This is a genomic window from Tatumella terrea, assembly GCF_039523755.1.
In the GTDB taxonomy this organism is placed as follows: Bacteria; Pseudomonadota; Gammaproteobacteria; order Enterobacterales; family Enterobacteriaceae; genus Tatumella; species Tatumella terrea.
The window spans coordinates 1-15,982 of the sequence record NZ_BAAAFX010000006.1 but is presented as its reverse complement, the minus strand read 5'-3'; the positions used below and the strand labels follow the sequence as shown (position 1 = coordinate 15,982).

Genomic DNA, 15,982 nt, shown 5'->3' with positions numbered 1-15,982 from the left:
TGATTAATCTACCTCCTGAGTGTTGTGAGTGATTACTGATAAGCAGAAACAGAAAACTGTCCATATCCGCAGCCATATATCTGCCCCGGCCGGGAAACCACGGAATAATTAGCTCCCGGCGGAATAGCAAATAAAACAGACGTTGAGGGTGTAATATTTTTACCCTGACTACTATTATGCGCGACCATAATTCCGTTAACGGTGGCGCTTAAATCTGCAAAATTATAACAATAGCCGTCCCCCGCACTCCGGCTCAGTGAAGAATTGCCGCCGGTCACTGACATCCACACCAGTTCTCCGGTGCCGTTGAGCCCCTGATAACTTCCGGTTTTGCCGCCGAGACTGGAAAGCTGAACCGACTTTTTCATATATCCGGTCCACTGGCCGTTGTAGCAAAATAATATGCCCGAATTCCCGCCACCGGCGATCAAGCCGTCCTCACTACAGGCGGAGTTCAGTGAGGCGGTGCCCTGAACATCCAGATATTCACGGGTGGTCATACGGCCATCGGAAGATATCTTCCCGCCTTTGATCTCCCCGCCGGTTTCAATCCCTTTGTCCTTCCAGACTTTTACCCACTGGTCATCATCCATATAAAAGCCGCCATTATGGGTACTGTTAATCCATCCCTTATCACCGCGGGTCACCAGTGATCCGGTGACAGTACGGATATCGGTTTCACCGGTGATCGTGCCATCACTCCACAGCCCGGCTTTGGCTGATACGCTATCTGCGGCCAGACCACCGCTGAGCGACACATTTTTCCCTGTGATCTCGCCCGCATTACGAATGCTGTGCTGAGTCAGATCCATATCGGCATGCATCTGATTCAGTTCCGGATGGCCCGGCACCGTATAGCGATAAAGGCGGTCACTTTCACTGAATACACTCTGCATCGTGTCGGCGGAGAATAGCGTGACCAGATGCCCGCGGGCCGCCGGAATGCCAGACTCCGTGGTATTCAGTTTCCAGCTGCCATCCACCCCGGTCGCCTGATTATCTTCACTGATATACCCTGACTCTCCGTGCATCAGTCGTGCGATATAACGCATCCCTTTTTCACTGAGAACAGTGCCCTGCCGGGAAAGTAATAACCCTGTTATGTTTTTATCCGTCAGGTTATCCAGAGTAAAATACGCGGTATAGCTTTGTCCCTCGTTATTAATAAGCGAGATATTTTTATCCAGATACCCTTTTTGCCGGAGTTGCTCTGCATCGATCGCAATAAATTTCTCTGCCAGCAAATGTTTCTGTAATTCACCATAATTATCTTTCAGGTAACGCTCAGCCGCACCGGAAAACATGTCAGTTTCTCTGGCGGTGACTGTCCATTCCTGCAGTTGTAAATAGTCACTGTATCTTTGATACCCTATCGGCGCTGCAATTAATATTAACGCCAGTACCAGGCTCAGAGAAAACAGCGTATCTCCGCGATGTATATTTCCCATAGGTGCACTATTGTTAAATTAACCTGGCAACATCCGTTACCTGACAGAGTAAGAACGCCACATAAAAATAAGGGGCATACGGCAATGTTTTTTTATTTATTATCAGTGCATGACAAAACAATAATAAAAAACCCACGCCGGATACCAGACAAATGACTTGCCAATGCATCCAGAAACTCAATGCACTGATAAAATACACATCCCCCTGACCTACCGAGGTTCCGCAGGTCCTCAGCGAAATCTTTTCTACTCCCCGGAATAATAAAAACAGAATACTCCAGGTAATTATACCGGTAATAATGGCGGCACTGCCCTTTATCAGAAAGAGTATCAATGCACCGGTCACTGTAAAACTAAGAGTAAAGCGCCAGGGCAGCCAGAAATTGCTGATATCAATCACGGTGAATAAAATTCCCCATAACAGAAACGCTGCCAGTACCACAGGCTGTCCGGACATGCCTGGCACCCACAGTGCCAGAGCAAAAGCCGCTGTGGCCAGCAGAATAATTGCCACAGGCACTGGCTTGCCCGGGGTATTCCCCTGATGATCACCGATAAACTGACAGGCCTGCCTGACCATCAGCATTCCGGCGACCATAAACAGCACTATCTTGTCTGCCATCATCCTGCCTTCCGCTGCGAATACATCATATAAGCCAGGTAAACCTTATGGATATAACGGCGGCGTGCCTGATCCCGGCCCTGCAGAAAACCGGTGTTGTAGGTGGCCAGACAGGCCCAGTTATTTCCGCAATAGCTCAGATGACGGGCCAGGATCCCTGCGCCTGTATCGATATTCAGACAAGGGTTCCGTAATAAATCCGTGGCCTGTTGTATACGGTGTTCACGGATCAATGCCGCGATATGGGTCGAATTAATCTGCATCAGTCCGTAGTCCCTGCTGGTGACCCGCCCCTGAGTGTCACGGTTCAGGCCGATTGTCCCCGCCTTTCCCTGACTTTCCACCTGACTGATGGCCCGGAGCAGGTCTGCATTCAGATGGTAATGACGGGCTGCCTGCTCAAAACAATCTGCCGCCCGGCCCTGCCACGCGATCAGCAGCAGTAAACAAAGAAATCCGCGGTTCATCGTGTCAGTTCGCACTGAAAAATTCGAGCCGGTTGTTATCCTTACCGTCCCCGGCGGACTGACAATCAGCGGCTGCCTCACCCGCCCCCTGACTGCTGCTATAGCGATGGCCGTTGATACTGATGTGATCAATCAGGCTGGTGCTGGCCAGTTTGGTGGCAAGCGTGGTACAGGCCTCCGACGGGACCCCCTCATAACGCAGTATGAATCCGCTGTTGCTGCCTTCTCCCTCTACGTTATCCGGAACCAGGGTGACATTTTTACCCCAGACATTACTGAGGATGGCCTGGCCGGAGTTTTTATCTCCGCGGATGCTCATATTCCCCGGCGCGCCGCCGAAGCGGATCAGCGCCCCGGTCATTTCACGGTCGGAAGCAAACTGGTAGCTCCCTCCGACTTTCAGCATATTACGGGTATTGGTGATCAGTTCACTGATATTGCCCATTTCTGTGCTGGTATCATTACGGCTGAATAAACCTCCCCCGACACTGATCCCAATCACCAGCACGATGAGCGAAATGGTGATCCAGATACCGGCTTCAAACAGGGAGATAGCTCCGCGGTGTATGGGTGTTGCTGTCGTCATGAGTTTCCTCGGGTCATTGATGAACAGAAATCAGGTTATTCAGATCCTGCGTGGAGAGCAGGATCAGTACCATGTAGCCGGCATTCAGACTCAGGCAGACATAGCCGGCCATCGTCGCGGTTTGCTTAATCCGCTGTACGGTTTTTTGCAGCCAGTCATTCGCGAAATTCTCAATAATATTTTCTGCATTGTCCGCCGCGGTCAGTACCCGCAGCTTTTTTACGGTTTCCGCCGAAGGAAAGGCATATCCGGTAGCAAACAGAGCCGCCCCCAGATGCTTCCCCTGCCAGACATGCTGCAGCGTGGCCTCCAGCCGTTCATACAGCCAGGGCGAGGCGCGTTGCATTAACTGGTTGATGCTCTGTTCCGTTTTCACCTGAGCACGGAGCAGTGCCGAGATATTCAGCAGGAAACTCACCCCCTGGATGTCGCGGTAAAGCTTCCACGGCAGCAGGTGATCCAGCAGGTGGCAGCGCACACGCCCGGTCAGATTAGGCAGTGACCAGAGTGTCCAGCCCGTCAGCACGAGGGCACCGACAGAGATCAGGAACAGGTGTCCACTGAGTCCGCGGGAAATCACGGCCAGCGCCTGCAGCGAGCCCTGCCACTGGTCTTCACTGACCAGAACCGCCAGTCGCGGAAGAAAGCGATGACTGACCAGCTGTACCATAAACAGACAAGAAACCAGTAACAGACAAGGATATGCCAGTGCGGCACTGCAGGCTGAACGCATCTCTTTTGTGGCCCGGGCAATGGTCATGGCGCGCCGGATAGCGGCAGCAAGATCCCCGTCACTGACCCCTGCACTGAGCAGTAAGAGCTCCTGTTCCGGCACCCAGCCACATAGCCCTTTATCCAGTGACATCCCGCAGGTCAGGGCCGCAGCAATATCCTGCAGACAATAGACCCGCGGGCTGTTGGCCGAACGATCGCTGATGATCAGCGTGCTGATGGCATCGGCCAGTTTGAACTGGTTTTCCAGCAGGAAGGCCAGGTCATCATACAAACTGATCCGGTCATTCCCTGAGAAGGTCCTCAATGCCAGCTGGCGGCTGAGAGATTCACTGTATTCACGCCAGGTCCGTTTTTCTGTCATGCCTGCCCCCTTACCGGCGGCTGCATCAGGTCATCTTCATCCAGCGGACTGATCAAATCGGCCTCCAGCGGGTCGGCCACCCCCTGATGAAGGTAATTTTTCAGGTGAGCCGTCCGGGTAATGCCGTTCAGGGTCTCCAGCCAGTATCTGCGGGCAGCGATTTTCCCCTCATGCCGGTACAGCTCCATAAACCGGGCGTCAGGGCGGATCACTTCGGCAATCATCTTCCGGCCTACCGTGCCATGGAAACATTCTGAACATCCGGACGGATGCCGGAAGCAGAGTTTTTCCGCCTCACAGTGCCGCGTCAGAAAGTCCCGCTGTTCCGCTGACATGGAAGGTAACTTTTGCTGCCAGCTCAGCTTGCAGGAGGGGCACAGTACAGGGACCAGTCGCTGGGCAATCAGGCCAATCACTAACTGCGCGTCGGCAATTTCCGGCAACGGGATTTGCAGGGTATCGGTCAGACGATCCAGAATACCGATGGCATCGTTTGCATGCAGTGTGGTCTGCACCAGATGCCCGGACTTCGCCGCACTGAGTGCGGCACGGACCGAGTTAGTGTCGCGGATCTCACCGATGATCATGGCATCCGGATCCAGACGCAGCGCCGATGAAATGCCTCTCGACCAGGCCTGGCTCAGCGCTTCAGGGTCGGTACGGTCAGCGATCACCGGCGTCTGAACCGCTCCCGGGATCATCCCTTCCGGAGGATCTTCTATCGTGAACAGCCGTTTACTGTGTAACGTCTGTTCAAGGTAACAGCGGCTGAAACAGCGCAGAGAGGTGCTCTTTCCTGAGCCTGTCGGGCCGGAAATAATGATGATCCCTTCAGGGCGGGTCAGCATACGGTTGATCTGCTGCTGCTGTACCGGCAGAAAACCCAGCTGGTCCGGGGTCGGGAGTGATCCGCTGTCATCCGGCAATACGCGCATAACCACATATAGCCCGAATTCTGCGGGGGTATGTGCGTAGCGTGCACCGAAAATCCCCAGTTGCCGGACAAATTCACTGCGCAGCCTGCCATCCTGTGCACGATTCGCATTAAAGCTTTTTTCCGTCACATCACACATAGACAAGACGATGGTCGCCGCCAGTTGCATACCCTCTTCGCGCTCCAGTTGCGCGATGGTGCGCAGCTGGCCGTGGATACGTAACTGCACCAGAGTGACCTCCTGATAGCCGATCAGCAGATGGATATCGGAAGCTCCGAGCGTCACGGCCTGCCGGAAATAACGGATCACTCTGGACTGTTGCTCAGAGCGGCTGATATCGGTAGTGACCTGATCACTCTGTTGCTCATTCTGTAACTGACGTAACTCATCGAGCTGGACAGGCGCAAACCTGGCCCGGGGGCTTTGCCGAAGTATGCCGGCCAGCACCGAGGCCGTCAGCGGGTCATGCCGGTGAGCTTCTGAGAAGTAAACCGTGAGCTCCTCCGCAGAACGGTCAATATGGATATACGCCGAACTGTCCTGACGATTAATCATCACTGCCCCCGATAAAGGCGAGGTTCTTCGGCGAGCCATAGCCGTTACTGACCCTGACCTCGCGGGGCGTGATCGCGATAATGCGATACCGGTTGCCGGGCAGGACCGTGTTTTCAGCCACCGTCACTCTTTTTCCGTCCGGCATCTGCAACTGTGCATTGAGATGCCGGCGATTACCCCAGATCTGGATGACCGCTGGCAGAGTGGCCTCTCCCGGGTCAGTAATTTCTGCCGGCGTACTGACGGGGGCCGGAGCATCGGCCGCCTCACCGGACATCCCCGTTAATGGATGACCTGCAGGGACGGCTGGATCTGCTGCCGGCTGAGGCTCGGCGGTTTGCCGGTATTTATCCAGCTCATTCCGCGCGCGGACACTTTCCAGCCGGGCCTGGTCGAACAGGGTTTCTTCCTGGATCTTTTCCAGTGAGCCGAGGGTAAATCCATCCTCCTGACTTCCGGCCACGGCCCTCAGGCTGCAGATCAACAAAAGCAACAGGTGACTTCTCCTGAAATTACTGCTTTTCATATAAGCGTCCCTCCAGCGTAAAAAGTAACCGGCCCGCGGTTCTGCTGATGTCAAGGCGGATAAAGCCAAGGTTTTGCGCCTGCATAACCGGTCCGGTGAGTAATAAACGCGGACTCAGTGGGGTTACCAGAGTAAATGTCCGGACAGTAAATCGACCCGATTCGATGCCTGCGGCATCCGAAAGTTGTAATTCACTGTGCGTCTGTTGTGCCAGACTCACCAGAGAGGTTAAGGGCACAGACGCTGAGGTCTTACGGTCAGTGCCCTGGCGCAGGGTAAAGGGTAAAAATATCTCTGCTTCATCTCCTGCCCCGGGCAGATTGAACCGGTAAGGTAGCCCGGACAGACCATGCTCCTGCAACTGACGGGAGAAATCATCGACCGTTCCGGCACGCTGCAGGCTATATTTCGCCGTTATTCCGGCGGGATCCGCCGTACAGCTCACATGGCTTAATCCCCAGCCGGCAATCACCATCGGTAAACCACCGGTACGCTGCTGGCAGACAGACAGCACGTCACTGAGTGCAGGCTGACGGGACCAGGGTAGAGCCGTCTCTGCCGCCGACCCTTGCTGCTGTTTTAGTAACAGATAGCGCTGGGCGGCTTCGATACGTTGTTGCTGCTGATAGTTATTCCACCACATCACGGCTGAGAGGATCGCCGCTCCGATCACCACCAGCGCGCCGGCCAGTCTGAGCCGGGAACGGTTATCCGTTGCCTTCAGCCGGTATTTCCGGGCCAGCGGGGGGGAATGTTGTAATAACTCATCCAGCGTCAGACCGGCGAAAGACTGTTTTTTTTCTACCGCACCGTTTACTGACGGGCTGTCACTGCGAAATTCCTTCCACTGGGTCTCTGAACGGTTCAGTAATAAAAACTGCCGCACATAATGCCGGGTTTCCTCACGGGTACCGGGAAAGTCGCTGAACGGCGATAACCCGTGACCTTCTTTGGCGACAAACCAGTAAAGTCCCTCCTCCAGCCGGCAGATGGCATAGCTGTCCGGTGGCATTTTCTGCAGCGCCATCAGGGCCAGCGGATAACGTTTTACCCGTCCCTGCTCTGCCGGCGGCAGTCCGACGCACCCCAGCAGGCATCCGGGATCACTCCGGCGTTCATTGGTCAGGACAACATGGAAAGTCTGCTGACCCGCAGGTAAGCGCTGGCGGATCTTCCTGCGGCCTCTGACCGGCAGATAGCGCCATTCCAGTCCGGCTACCAGCTGGCGACCACCTTGCCGGATGCAGTAAGGGGGATTCTGTTGCATTGCCATTATCCCATCAGCACCGGAGTGATCAGGATCACCAGTGCAGACTTGCCCCGGCTGCCGCCATCCCCCCCGCCGAGCAGGAAGAAATGAGAATGATCCACGCCCTGATGATCATCACTGTTACTCACCGACTGATAACCACTTAACACCAGCGTCTGTCCGGATTTCATCAATACCCGCTGAGTGAAAATTTTCATCCGGGTTTTCATCAGTTCAATCGACGCATTCTGACTGGTAAATGTTCTGAAGGTCGGGTCATCGGACATATTGATGGCAAACTGCAACTGCATACGGGTTGAGTCAGGCATCAGATACGGCAGGATCGTCATATTCAGACCGGTGGTAATGGTGGACTTACTGATACTGCTGGAGGAGCCGACATTGGCGGTATTTTCGGTGCTGGTATCAGAGGCATAGTCCTGCTGCAACGCCACCTGTACAGGAACCGCGGAAAGGTTGGTCGTCATACTGGAAAGCTGAGTCACCACCGTCAGATGCGTTTGTTCTGCCAGCGCTTTGACTAGTGCCGTGCTGCCCTGCCCTTTTCCATCCAGAATTGAGATGCCGCTGCTCATCATTTCACTGGCGGCATCCGCATAAGGTGAGGTCAGCGATAACCCCAGATTGGTGTTGTTAAACACCGCTTTCCAGTCGATACCCAGCTGGTCGTTATCTTTGTTATCTATGCTGTAGACCTGCACATTCAGAACGACCTGGCGGTTCAGTTGGGTATTCCGATCATCGATATATCGCGCCACTTCACTCAGCACACGCGGAGTATCCCGGACCGTCAGTTCTCCGTTCGTCAGCTCCATCCTGCCTTTACCCGGTGTCAGCATCATAGAGATGGTGCTGGAAATATCATGATAAAGTCCGGACTTTATTTCCATAGTGGTCGCCTGAGAGGTGGTTCCTGAATTTTTATCACCATTGTCAGACGCGTTTTGCCCGCCGGCGACCCCGTTGGTATTCTGGTTTTGTGATGAGGTCGTGCCGCTGACCGTGCGGGAATAAAAACTGGCATTATTATCCATAAATAACACCGGGAAGGTTTTGGTGGTCATATAGGAAATAATTACCCTGTGGTCCTGGTATTCCCAGCTCAGTCCCTGACGTGCAGTAATATCATCCAGCAAACCGGAAACCGGCCCCTGCCAGAAAAGATGATTCAGTGATGCCCCGGAGGAAACGCTATTCACCGGCGCGCCGTTTCCCGGTAAAGGGTCATTCATTGAGGGATCCTGACCGCTGAATCCTGAACTATTTTCCTGCTGGCTGAGTGCATCCTGAGTCACATTTACAGGAATTTGACACTGAGAGGTAATCAGTGACGCAATGGCTTGCAGGCTGATATTCCCCGGATGGTTGAGTGTCATATTACAGAATGGCAGTTCACCATGGCCGTCCTGAGAAGAATGGCTGACAGGCTCCGGATTAATCCATTGGGAATTTTCATTAACGACATAGGGATGTGCTTTATTAAATGGCATCATGGCATCCGCCTGTGATGTCAGTTGATTATTTTCTTTTTCTATCTCATTAATTCTCTGCCAGCTACTGCACCCTGATAGCTGAATAAATAACAACGATAACAGGCTCAGCGTAGTCTTTTTATTGAATTTCATAAACCATCTTATTCCTGGTAATAATAGAGAATACTGCCGTCAGTGATGTCATCAGGTATTTCTATATTTTCGGCAGTACCGTCCATGTCATACAGGCGGTGATCCCGTAAAATATAAAATAACCGGCTATGTTCACTAACCTTCATCAGACACCCCGCCAGTCCCGGCTTTTCAGTCGTCCAGAGATAATGCTGTTTCTCCCGTCGTTCAAAATGTAACGGGATTTCAGCCGGTCCGGTGCTGACAGGCTGAGTGTGGTCAGAGTGCTGCCACTCTGCGGCTTTGTTCAGAAAAAACATCGCCTCGCGCTGGCAGTTTTCATCGTTAATTTGCTGTTGTGTCTGTGCCTCAGGGAACAGGCCCGCAAACAATAATCCCCCGATAAAAAATGACAGTAACCAGTAATACATAAGACAGCCCTCAACGGGTATCGATGACCACCAGACATTGGTTTCTATAAATATGTGCGTACAGCGGAATACGGGCCACTGAATATAAATCAATTATTTTTGTGATGGCTGTCAGATAATCACCATGGAAAATAAGGGGCGCATCAACCTGATAATTGACTTGAGTTTCCCAGATCATTTGCCAGTGATAAATTCCGGTAACATCGCATCCGGTAGTGGCTGACCATTGCTGCAAGCCCTGCTTTAGCGTTGTGCCTGCAGATATTTCATAAACCTGCGGTGCACGGTTTTCCGGTGAATGTTCAGTCGGGGGTGACAGAAAACCTTCTGCTGCCAGCCCTTGCCTGGAAAATATAAATAACACCACCAGCCAAAATAAATTTTTCCTGGTCACCTATTATTTTCTCTTACCGGTAGATTTATTAAATAGCACTAAATGCTAACGAATAAGATTAATCATAAAGAGATGAATTTACTTAGGCAAACAAAAATTTACGCAATCTTTACTACAGGCATAAATTAAGTGATTTATACTAATATACTGCAGATTATCACACCAATTCAGAGATAAGGATCGAAAAATAATTCATATGTAAAATTTAATACTTTGTTAGCCCTCTAACGGTTCCTTCCGGGATAAATTGCAATCAAAGTATATTTACGCTCTATTAAATCATCTTTATGACATTTGCATGACAATCCCTGGAATAATACACCCCCCACCATTTAAAATAATGATCGATGTGATTAACAATTATCATCAAAAAAAATAGCGATAAATCCGCTAAAAGCAGGATCATATTCCATGGAATATCTTAATTTTGATGATTCCTTATTGTTATCAGGGATATGATGTAATTCCGGTAAGCACCGGATAGCGATTATTTATTCAGAGAAGGGTTTTCTTTAAGGAATAGATATTTTTTTTCAGTGAGTCGGGGAAAATAGAGATTTATATTTCTGACCTGATGTAGCAGGGAAATAACAGCCGATAATATCCCTGAACCATTAATCAGCCGGATTAAGATCTGTCAGTGACGCAGCTAAACTCTGGTTCAATGCGATGTGGTGTCCCTGCAATGCCAAAAACAGGAGGCGGGCCGAAATCCGTAACGAGTTCTGTGCCGCAGTGGCCAAAAGGCTGCAATAGAGGACAATGGCGATGAGTTCCATTGCGCAGCGAAGCAACTGGACGATCCGGATTTTATTGTCCTTAATGCTGCTGTCTTCCCGGATGAGCTGCAGCACGGCCAGTCTATAAAAATGACGCAGGCTATGCCGGAACAGGCCGATGCCATCTATCTGCTGAATGAGTGGGAGACAAGTAAAGGAACAAGAGCTGAGGCTGATGTTTTACGGCCAGTCGCTGGATGCCGTCAAAGGCATCATTACCCTGCAGCAGTGACAGCGGCCGGATGGTTTACCGTAAACCGGGAGTCAGCCCGGTTTGTTCATCCTTTTTTCCAGGCAGCGCACAACCCACTTATAGCCCGCTACCGCCAGTACCAGATTCGCCAGAAATGTTGACAGTAGAATAAACCCTTCCGGATCATCATCCCCGAACAGCGTTGCGGCCTTACGCCATATCGATAACTGCTCGTTGCTGATCTCACCCCCTGACTGAAGCAACCAGCAGAAAACCGCAAACAGTCCGGTGAAGATAAGTAGCTTAAAGCCGACCGGAACACGCTTTGCTTCCATTCGCTACCACCTCAATAGTTCCGTAGGATCGTAATCCGTTGTGTAACGTGATGGGGCTTGTGGCCAGCAGTGACTGGCGTACCCGAAGAAAGTCCGTCCGGTTCACAAAGGTTATGCATCCCTCAGACACGCCCTTCGGGCCTCGCGGGTGTAACCTGAAATTACCCCGCCTCACGCCATTGATGAAAGTGTAATCATCAATTGTACCGTCATCCCGGTAAAGCGCGAACCATTCCCCCTTGATGACCGGATAGAGCGTAACCCAGGAATAAAAATCGTGGAGGTCGGTGCGAATCACACCCTTCCAGCCGCCTGTCGGGCGATCCACAATATGATATCTGCCCGGTGGAAGCGGGCCTGCTTTGGGTACGTCAACACAGCCGGTCTGATTCCTGAATTCTCCAGACCCGGAATAGGCCGGAAAGGCTCCGACCCCGTGCAACATGAGCTGAGATACTGATTCGTTGTTAATGATAAATCTTCCCTCTAACGCCATTTTCATCCTCCTGACTGGCTCTTCATTAACGGTATCCGCGTTATGTGAACAGCCCTCTCTGTATAACAGAAAGCAGTCTGTTTAGCAGTCTGTTTGACTGAAAATGATTGCCTGAAACTCATTTTTGTGATCCAATTATTCTTAATCTGCTTCACCGAAATTTGCTGATGGCTCAAGCCCCGCCCTGTGCGGGGCTTTTTCGTTTTAATTCCCGGAGATTTATCCATGACCAACAATGCCAAACCCGGCGAGTACACCGCTTACAAAAAACAGGCGCCGGATGCAGCGGAATTGACGGCCCTGTTACAGGAAGCTGTCAGCGCTGAAGAAGAGATGCGTGCCGCCGTCGACGTTACCAATAGGCCGCACCACTGTGCGGTGAGCAGAGAATTGACCTCAAGCTTCTTATGCACATCTGACCGTCAAGGGGAAACCGTAATATCTGACCTGATCCGTATCGTTCACACCGGTAAGTCGTTCCCCGGCTGGAACGATTAGACATACCGCGATGTGCTGTCACGATACTTCAGCAAGCGCTCAGCGCGTGACTACTCAATCACCGACCAGGAAAGATAGTGCTGTACATGCGCACCCGGGGCTTCGCGGCGTCCTCACGTGGTCGCCGCCCTCTCCTGGCTGACGGTCGTGAGGCCATGCAGGAAGAGGCACAGCGTCCGTGGGAATAGCTATCGGCGAGGAAAATACCCGTCAACTGGTTAAACATGTCGGGGCGCAGAAGTCAGTTAAATAATATTATGAAGTGATATTATGATAGTGGCGCAGAAGTGCTTATTTTTGTTCATTTGAATCGGTGGTGCCCGGGGCGGGACTTGAACCCGCACAGCCTTACAACGGGGGGTTTTAAAAACTACGATGCTGCTTTTAAAATTATAACCTTATGAATTTAATGAACTAATAAACTGTCTATGACTACGTCATTTAGCTTTTTACTTATTTTTACCGCCATTTTTTTAACTCTTCTTTCAGCTCTGTTTCCATACCCGAATGTACGCCATTGACTTACAGTTGAGAGGTGGTATTACCTCCAAAACCATACGCCAATGACGTACACTTATGTTATTTATTGAACCCCCTGTATTCACCGAAGATGTAAAGGAACTACTGAACGATGATGAATATTGTGAGTTTCAGCAGTTCATGGCAGACAATCCTGCCCGGGGAGACGTCATTCAAAATACAGGCGGCCTGCGGAAAGTCCGCTGGGCGGCCAAAGGCAAAGGCAAACGTGGCGGGGTCCGGGTGATTTACTACTATAAAGTATCCGAATCGCAGATCAGACTTCTGCTCATCTATAAAAAAAGGCGTCATGGATGATTTATCTGAGGAAGAAAAACGTCTGTTAAGGGCGTTGAATGAGGGTTGGTAATGGACAAAAAACTATTTGAGCGTCTGACAGAAAGCATGACGCTGATGAATGAAATCATCGAGGGTTCCCGTGATCCATCCCGTGAAACAACGGTTATGGCAGTTAAGGTCAGGGCTATCAGAACGGCCACCGGTCTTTCACAGAGTGGGTTCGCCAAACTGATTTCAGTCAATGTCGACACATTAAAGAACTGGGAACAGGGCCGACGCGAACCCACCGGACCGGCAAAAGCATTGCTCAGAGCGATAGAACGCGATCCCCTCCATGTTATTCCGGCGCTTTCTCCCGACACTCTCTAACTGCAGAACCAGCCTGAGCGCTGGTTTTTTATCATTATCGATCTTCTCTATGTTAAAAAATTAAATTTCTTCCGGTGCTGATTTTGAGTCAGCCATCGGAAAACCATCCCCTCCTGAAAACATCCTCTATCATCATGATTTAGATGAATAAAATAGTTCGGTAAAACCCTCATAAAACGCAACAGAAACCGTCACGCATAGTAAATTTCGGGAGTTATAAAACACTATTGTGATGCTTTCAGATCGTCACACTGTGATGTTTTGTGATGGTTTTATGTTTTTTAAGGGAGCGATCTCTGCCCATAAAAATTCTGAACTTGCTGCAGCATATGACCAGAAATTTCAATTGTCGCAGTGAAAGCAGAGACAGAGACAGAGACAGAGACAGAGACAGAGACAGAGACAGAGACAGAGACAGAGACAGAGACAGAGACAGAGACAGAGACAGAGACAGAGACAGAGACAGAGGACCGAATGGTGAATGGAAGGAAAAGCAGAAAACAAAAAACCGCCTGACGGCGGTTAAACGACATTGCACATAAGTGCTTATTTTTGTTCATTTTAATCGGTGGTGCCCGGGGCGGGACTTGAACCCGCACAGCCTTACAGCCGAGGGATTTTAAATCCCTTGTGTCTACCGATTTCACCACCCGGGCAAATCTGGAGGCGCGTCCCGGAGTCGAACCGAGGTAGGCGGATTTGCAATCCGCTGCATGGCCACTCTGCCAACGCGCCTTTAATTCTTTGAATTACAACATCTTAAAATATGCTGCTCTTCTGATTCTTTGTTAATTCCGGTGGAAAACACCTGCTTAACTTATTGATTCCGAAAGACTTAATATCTCTTTCGTCTCCGGAATGGCGGCTATTATGGACTGGTTCCCCGCCCTTGGCAAGAGCTATCCCCTATTTTTTCCAATAAAACCGACCGAATGACTGAAAATTCAGCAAACTGTTCAGTCAGCGAACACAATTACGCTAAGATGTTTAAATTATCATCACTAACAGACTGATTTAAATGAATAAAAATTCAAATATTCCGTCTGCATTGCCTTGATGCACTCTGATTCCGGACGGTAAATCCGCTTCCCCGTTTGGCTTTACTTCCCTGCTCTGCGGAGGATAACCAGTGCACCGGACAAAGAAGCCTGTCTGTGAAAATCTGCCGCGTATATTCAGTGCGTTACGGAGATCTGTTCCGTCAGTTCTGCAAGATATAACTTTTTATCCCACTGAGCCAATGAAAGCACCTTAACCCGTGCCGCCTTAACACGGAACAGAACGTCATTGCCGGACCCGGCAGTGCTGCACTTTAGCCCTTCGGACCGCGTATACGGGCAGCAGTCAGATAGTCAGATAGTCAGATAAGAGCATAACGAGGTTCCGTCAATCGCCCTCTTCAAAAAGCGCCGAGTGTAAACGAGTAGTGAAGCGCTACTGCCAGGGCCACCGATGAGTCTATGTGAGCTGACCCGGCAAAGATAATACGTGCATGGGTTCCCACAGATAACGCTTCATACAGTATAAATTCAGCGCTGAAGTGCTGCGGCCGGGCCACCGATGGATCTATGTGAGCTGATCCGGCAAAGATAATATATGGATGTGCTCCCACTGATAGCGCTTCATACAGTAAAAATTCAGCGGTGAAGTGCTGCTGCCCGGGCCACCAGTGAGTCTATGTGAGCTGACCCGGCAAAGATAATACGTGCATGGGTTCCCACAGATAACACTTCATACAGTAAAAATTCAGCGGTGAAGTGCTGCTGCCCGGGTGACCAGTGAGTCTATGTGAGCTGACCCGGCAGGGATAATATATGGATGTACTCCCACAGATAGCGCTTCATACAATAAAAATTCAGCGGTGAAGTGCTGCTGCCGGGAGGACAGATTGAAAAGTGTTCCGGTCCGGAAATGATAACAGGCCGGCAAGCAGATATGTCGCTGCATATTTCCCTTTCCGGATGCCTTAAGCTGAAAAGTTAATCTCTGCCCTCTGCACTCAAATCATAAGGAGAATGCCGGTACGTACGTTTGATGGGTTTTTCGGTGAACAGCCGGCGTTACTGAGATGAGCGAGCGCCCACGGCTTCTGAAATATTCTGCCATGACCGGAGACCCTACCAGCGTCATTCAGGATGGACTCAACGCGGAACACTCCGTGAATGAGGTTATATATATACCGGTGCCACTCTCCGCAGGTCTTCCGGGGGACTGACTGGCTGTTGAGCCGCTGTGAGGTGTGCTTAGGATGGTACGGGCGGTTAAGTCACCACCAGAAGTTCGCGGCTAAACCGCTGACTAAGGTGACCAGTGGGCCGGGGTCATGTGGTCATGTGGTCATGTGGTCATGCGGTCATGCGGTCATGCGGTCATGCGGTCATGCGGTCATGCGGTCATGCGGTCATGCGGTGACAGAGTACAAAAGTAAAAGACCACCTTCTTAGAAGGTGGCTTTTGAGAATGCCCCCTGTAAGGGGGGCTACTTTCACCCTCCGCTTACTACTCTAGCAATTCCATCTGTTGTTCATGTGTTTGTTCCGTTTTCTCCTGATGCCGCAC

Annotated in this window: 16 protein-coding genes, 2 tRNA genes and 1 pseudogene; 4 read left to right on the top strand and 15 right to left on the bottom strand. The window is 50.9% G+C overall.

Annotated features, from left to right (window positions below):
- Positions 1–32: 32 nt before the first annotated feature.
- From pilV to ABD035_RS03035, 11 genes are read right to left on the bottom strand one after another with little or no spacing between them, the layout of a single operon-like run.
- Complete coding sequence (gene pilV, locus ABD035_RS03085; protein ID WP_343867621.1) at positions 33–1,448, bottom strand: shufflon system plasmid conjugative transfer pilus tip adhesin PilV; 1,416 nt, start codon at positions 1,446–1,448, stop codon at positions 33–35.
- Positions 1,449–1,461: 13 nt separating this feature from the next.
- Positions 1,462–2,073, bottom strand: coding sequence for an A24 family peptidase (locus ABD035_RS03080; protein WP_343867619.1), 612 nt, complete (start codon positions 2,071–2,073; stop codon positions 1,462–1,464).
- Positions 2,070–2,537: a lytic transglycosylase domain-containing protein gene (locus ABD035_RS03075; protein ID WP_343867617.1), complete on the bottom strand. Its 468-nt coding sequence runs from the start codon at positions 2,535–2,537 to the stop codon at positions 2,070–2,072. Before ABD035_RS03075 ends, ABD035_RS03080 begins: the two co-directional genes overlap by 4 nt.
- A 4-nt stretch (positions 2,538–2,541) precedes the next feature.
- Positions 2,542–3,123 carry a type 4 pilus major pilin gene (locus ABD035_RS03070; protein ID WP_343867615.1) on the bottom strand — a complete coding sequence of 194 codons (582 nt, stop codon included), beginning with the start codon at positions 3,121–3,123 and terminating at the stop codon, positions 2,542–2,544.
- Between the two features lie 13 nt (positions 3,124–3,136).
- Entirely contained in the window at positions 3,137–4,219 is a 1,083-nt protein-coding gene (locus ABD035_RS03065; protein ID WP_343867613.1) for a type II secretion system F family protein, read from the bottom strand.
- Positions 4,216–5,709 (bottom strand): GspE/PulE family protein, encoded by a 1,494-nt coding sequence (locus tag ABD035_RS03060; RefSeq protein WP_343867611.1) that lies wholly within the window; start codon positions 5,707–5,709, stop codon positions 4,216–4,218. Before ABD035_RS03060 ends, ABD035_RS03065 begins: the two co-directional genes overlap by 4 nt.
- Positions 5,702–6,202, bottom strand: coding sequence for a type IV pilus biogenesis protein PilP (gene pilP / locus ABD035_RS03055; protein ID WP_343867609.1), 501 nt, complete (start codon positions 6,200–6,202; stop codon positions 5,702–5,704). Before pilP ends, ABD035_RS03060 begins: the two co-directional genes overlap by 8 nt.
- A gap of 19 nt (positions 6,203–6,221) precedes the next feature.
- Positions 6,222–7,508, bottom strand: a complete 1,287-nt coding sequence (pilO2, locus tag ABD035_RS03050) for a type 4b pilus protein PilO2 (RefSeq protein ID WP_343867607.1) — start codon at positions 7,506–7,508, stop codon at positions 6,222–6,224.
- Positions 7,508–9,130 carry a PilN family type IVB pilus formation outer membrane protein gene (gene pilN / locus ABD035_RS03045; RefSeq protein WP_343867605.1) on the bottom strand — a complete coding sequence of 541 codons (1,623 nt, stop codon included), beginning with the start codon at positions 9,128–9,130 and terminating at the stop codon, positions 7,508–7,510. The genes pilO2 and pilN overlap by 1 nt, the downstream gene beginning before the upstream one ends.
- A gap of 8 nt (positions 9,131–9,138) precedes the next feature.
- Positions 9,139–9,540, bottom strand: a complete 402-nt coding sequence (locus ABD035_RS03040) for a type IV pilus biogenesis protein PilM (RefSeq protein WP_212712207.1) — start codon at positions 9,538–9,540, stop codon at positions 9,139–9,141.
- Between the two features lie 10 nt (positions 9,541–9,550).
- On the bottom strand, positions 9,551–9,934 hold the full coding sequence (locus ABD035_RS03035; RefSeq protein ID WP_343867600.1) for a toxin co-regulated pilus biosynthesis Q family protein: 384 nt from the start codon (positions 9,932–9,934) through the stop codon (positions 9,551–9,553).
- Positions 9,935–10,659: 725 nt separating this feature from the next.
- Between ABD035_RS03035 and ABD035_RS17620 the strand changes: the two genes are divergently transcribed.
- Positions 10,660–11,067, top strand: coding sequence for a DUF4406 domain-containing protein (locus ABD035_RS17620; RefSeq protein ID WP_425579706.1), 408 nt, complete (start codon positions 10,660–10,662; stop codon positions 11,065–11,067).
- Here ABD035_RS17620 and ABD035_RS03030 read toward each other — a convergent pair.
- Entirely contained in the window at positions 10,978–11,241 is a 264-nt protein-coding gene (locus ABD035_RS03030; RefSeq protein WP_343867598.1) for a hypothetical protein, read from the bottom strand. The two genes, ABD035_RS17620 and ABD035_RS03030, sit on opposite strands and share 90 nt — an antisense overlap.
- On the bottom strand, positions 11,210–11,686 hold the full coding sequence (locus tag ABD035_RS03025; RefSeq protein ID WP_343868181.1) for a DUF2778 domain-containing protein: 477 nt from the start codon (positions 11,684–11,686) through the stop codon (positions 11,210–11,212). Before ABD035_RS03025 ends, ABD035_RS03030 begins: the two co-directional genes overlap by 32 nt.
- Positions 11,687–11,962: 276 nt before the next feature.
- Between ABD035_RS03025 and ABD035_RS03020 the strand changes: the two genes are divergently transcribed.
- The 3 genes and pseudogenes from ABD035_RS03020 (at position 11,963) to ABD035_RS03010 (ending at position 13,423) form a co-directional block, all read left to right on the top strand.
- Positions 11,963–12,235: a hypothetical protein gene (locus ABD035_RS03020; RefSeq protein WP_343867596.1), complete on the top strand. Its 273-nt coding sequence runs from the start codon at positions 11,963–11,965 to the stop codon at positions 12,233–12,235.
- Between the two features lie 576 nt (positions 12,236–12,811).
- Positions 12,812–13,124 (top strand): annotated as a pseudogene (locus ABD035_RS03015) (type II toxin-antitoxin system RelE/ParE family toxin).
- Positions 13,124–13,423, top strand: a complete 300-nt coding sequence (locus ABD035_RS03010) for a helix-turn-helix domain-containing protein (protein WP_343867594.1) — start codon at positions 13,124–13,126, stop codon at positions 13,421–13,423. The pseudogene ABD035_RS03015 and the gene ABD035_RS03010 overlap by 1 nt, the downstream one beginning before the upstream one ends.
- A gap of 569 nt (positions 13,424–13,992) precedes the next feature.
- Here the strand turns inward: ABD035_RS03010 and ABD035_RS03005 are convergent.
- A tRNA-Leu gene (locus ABD035_RS03005) sits at positions 13,993–14,079 on the bottom strand.
- Between the two features lie 5 nt (positions 14,080–14,084).
- Positions 14,085–14,158 (bottom strand) — tRNA-Cys (locus ABD035_RS03000).
- Positions 14,159–15,982 lie beyond the last annotated feature (1,824 nt).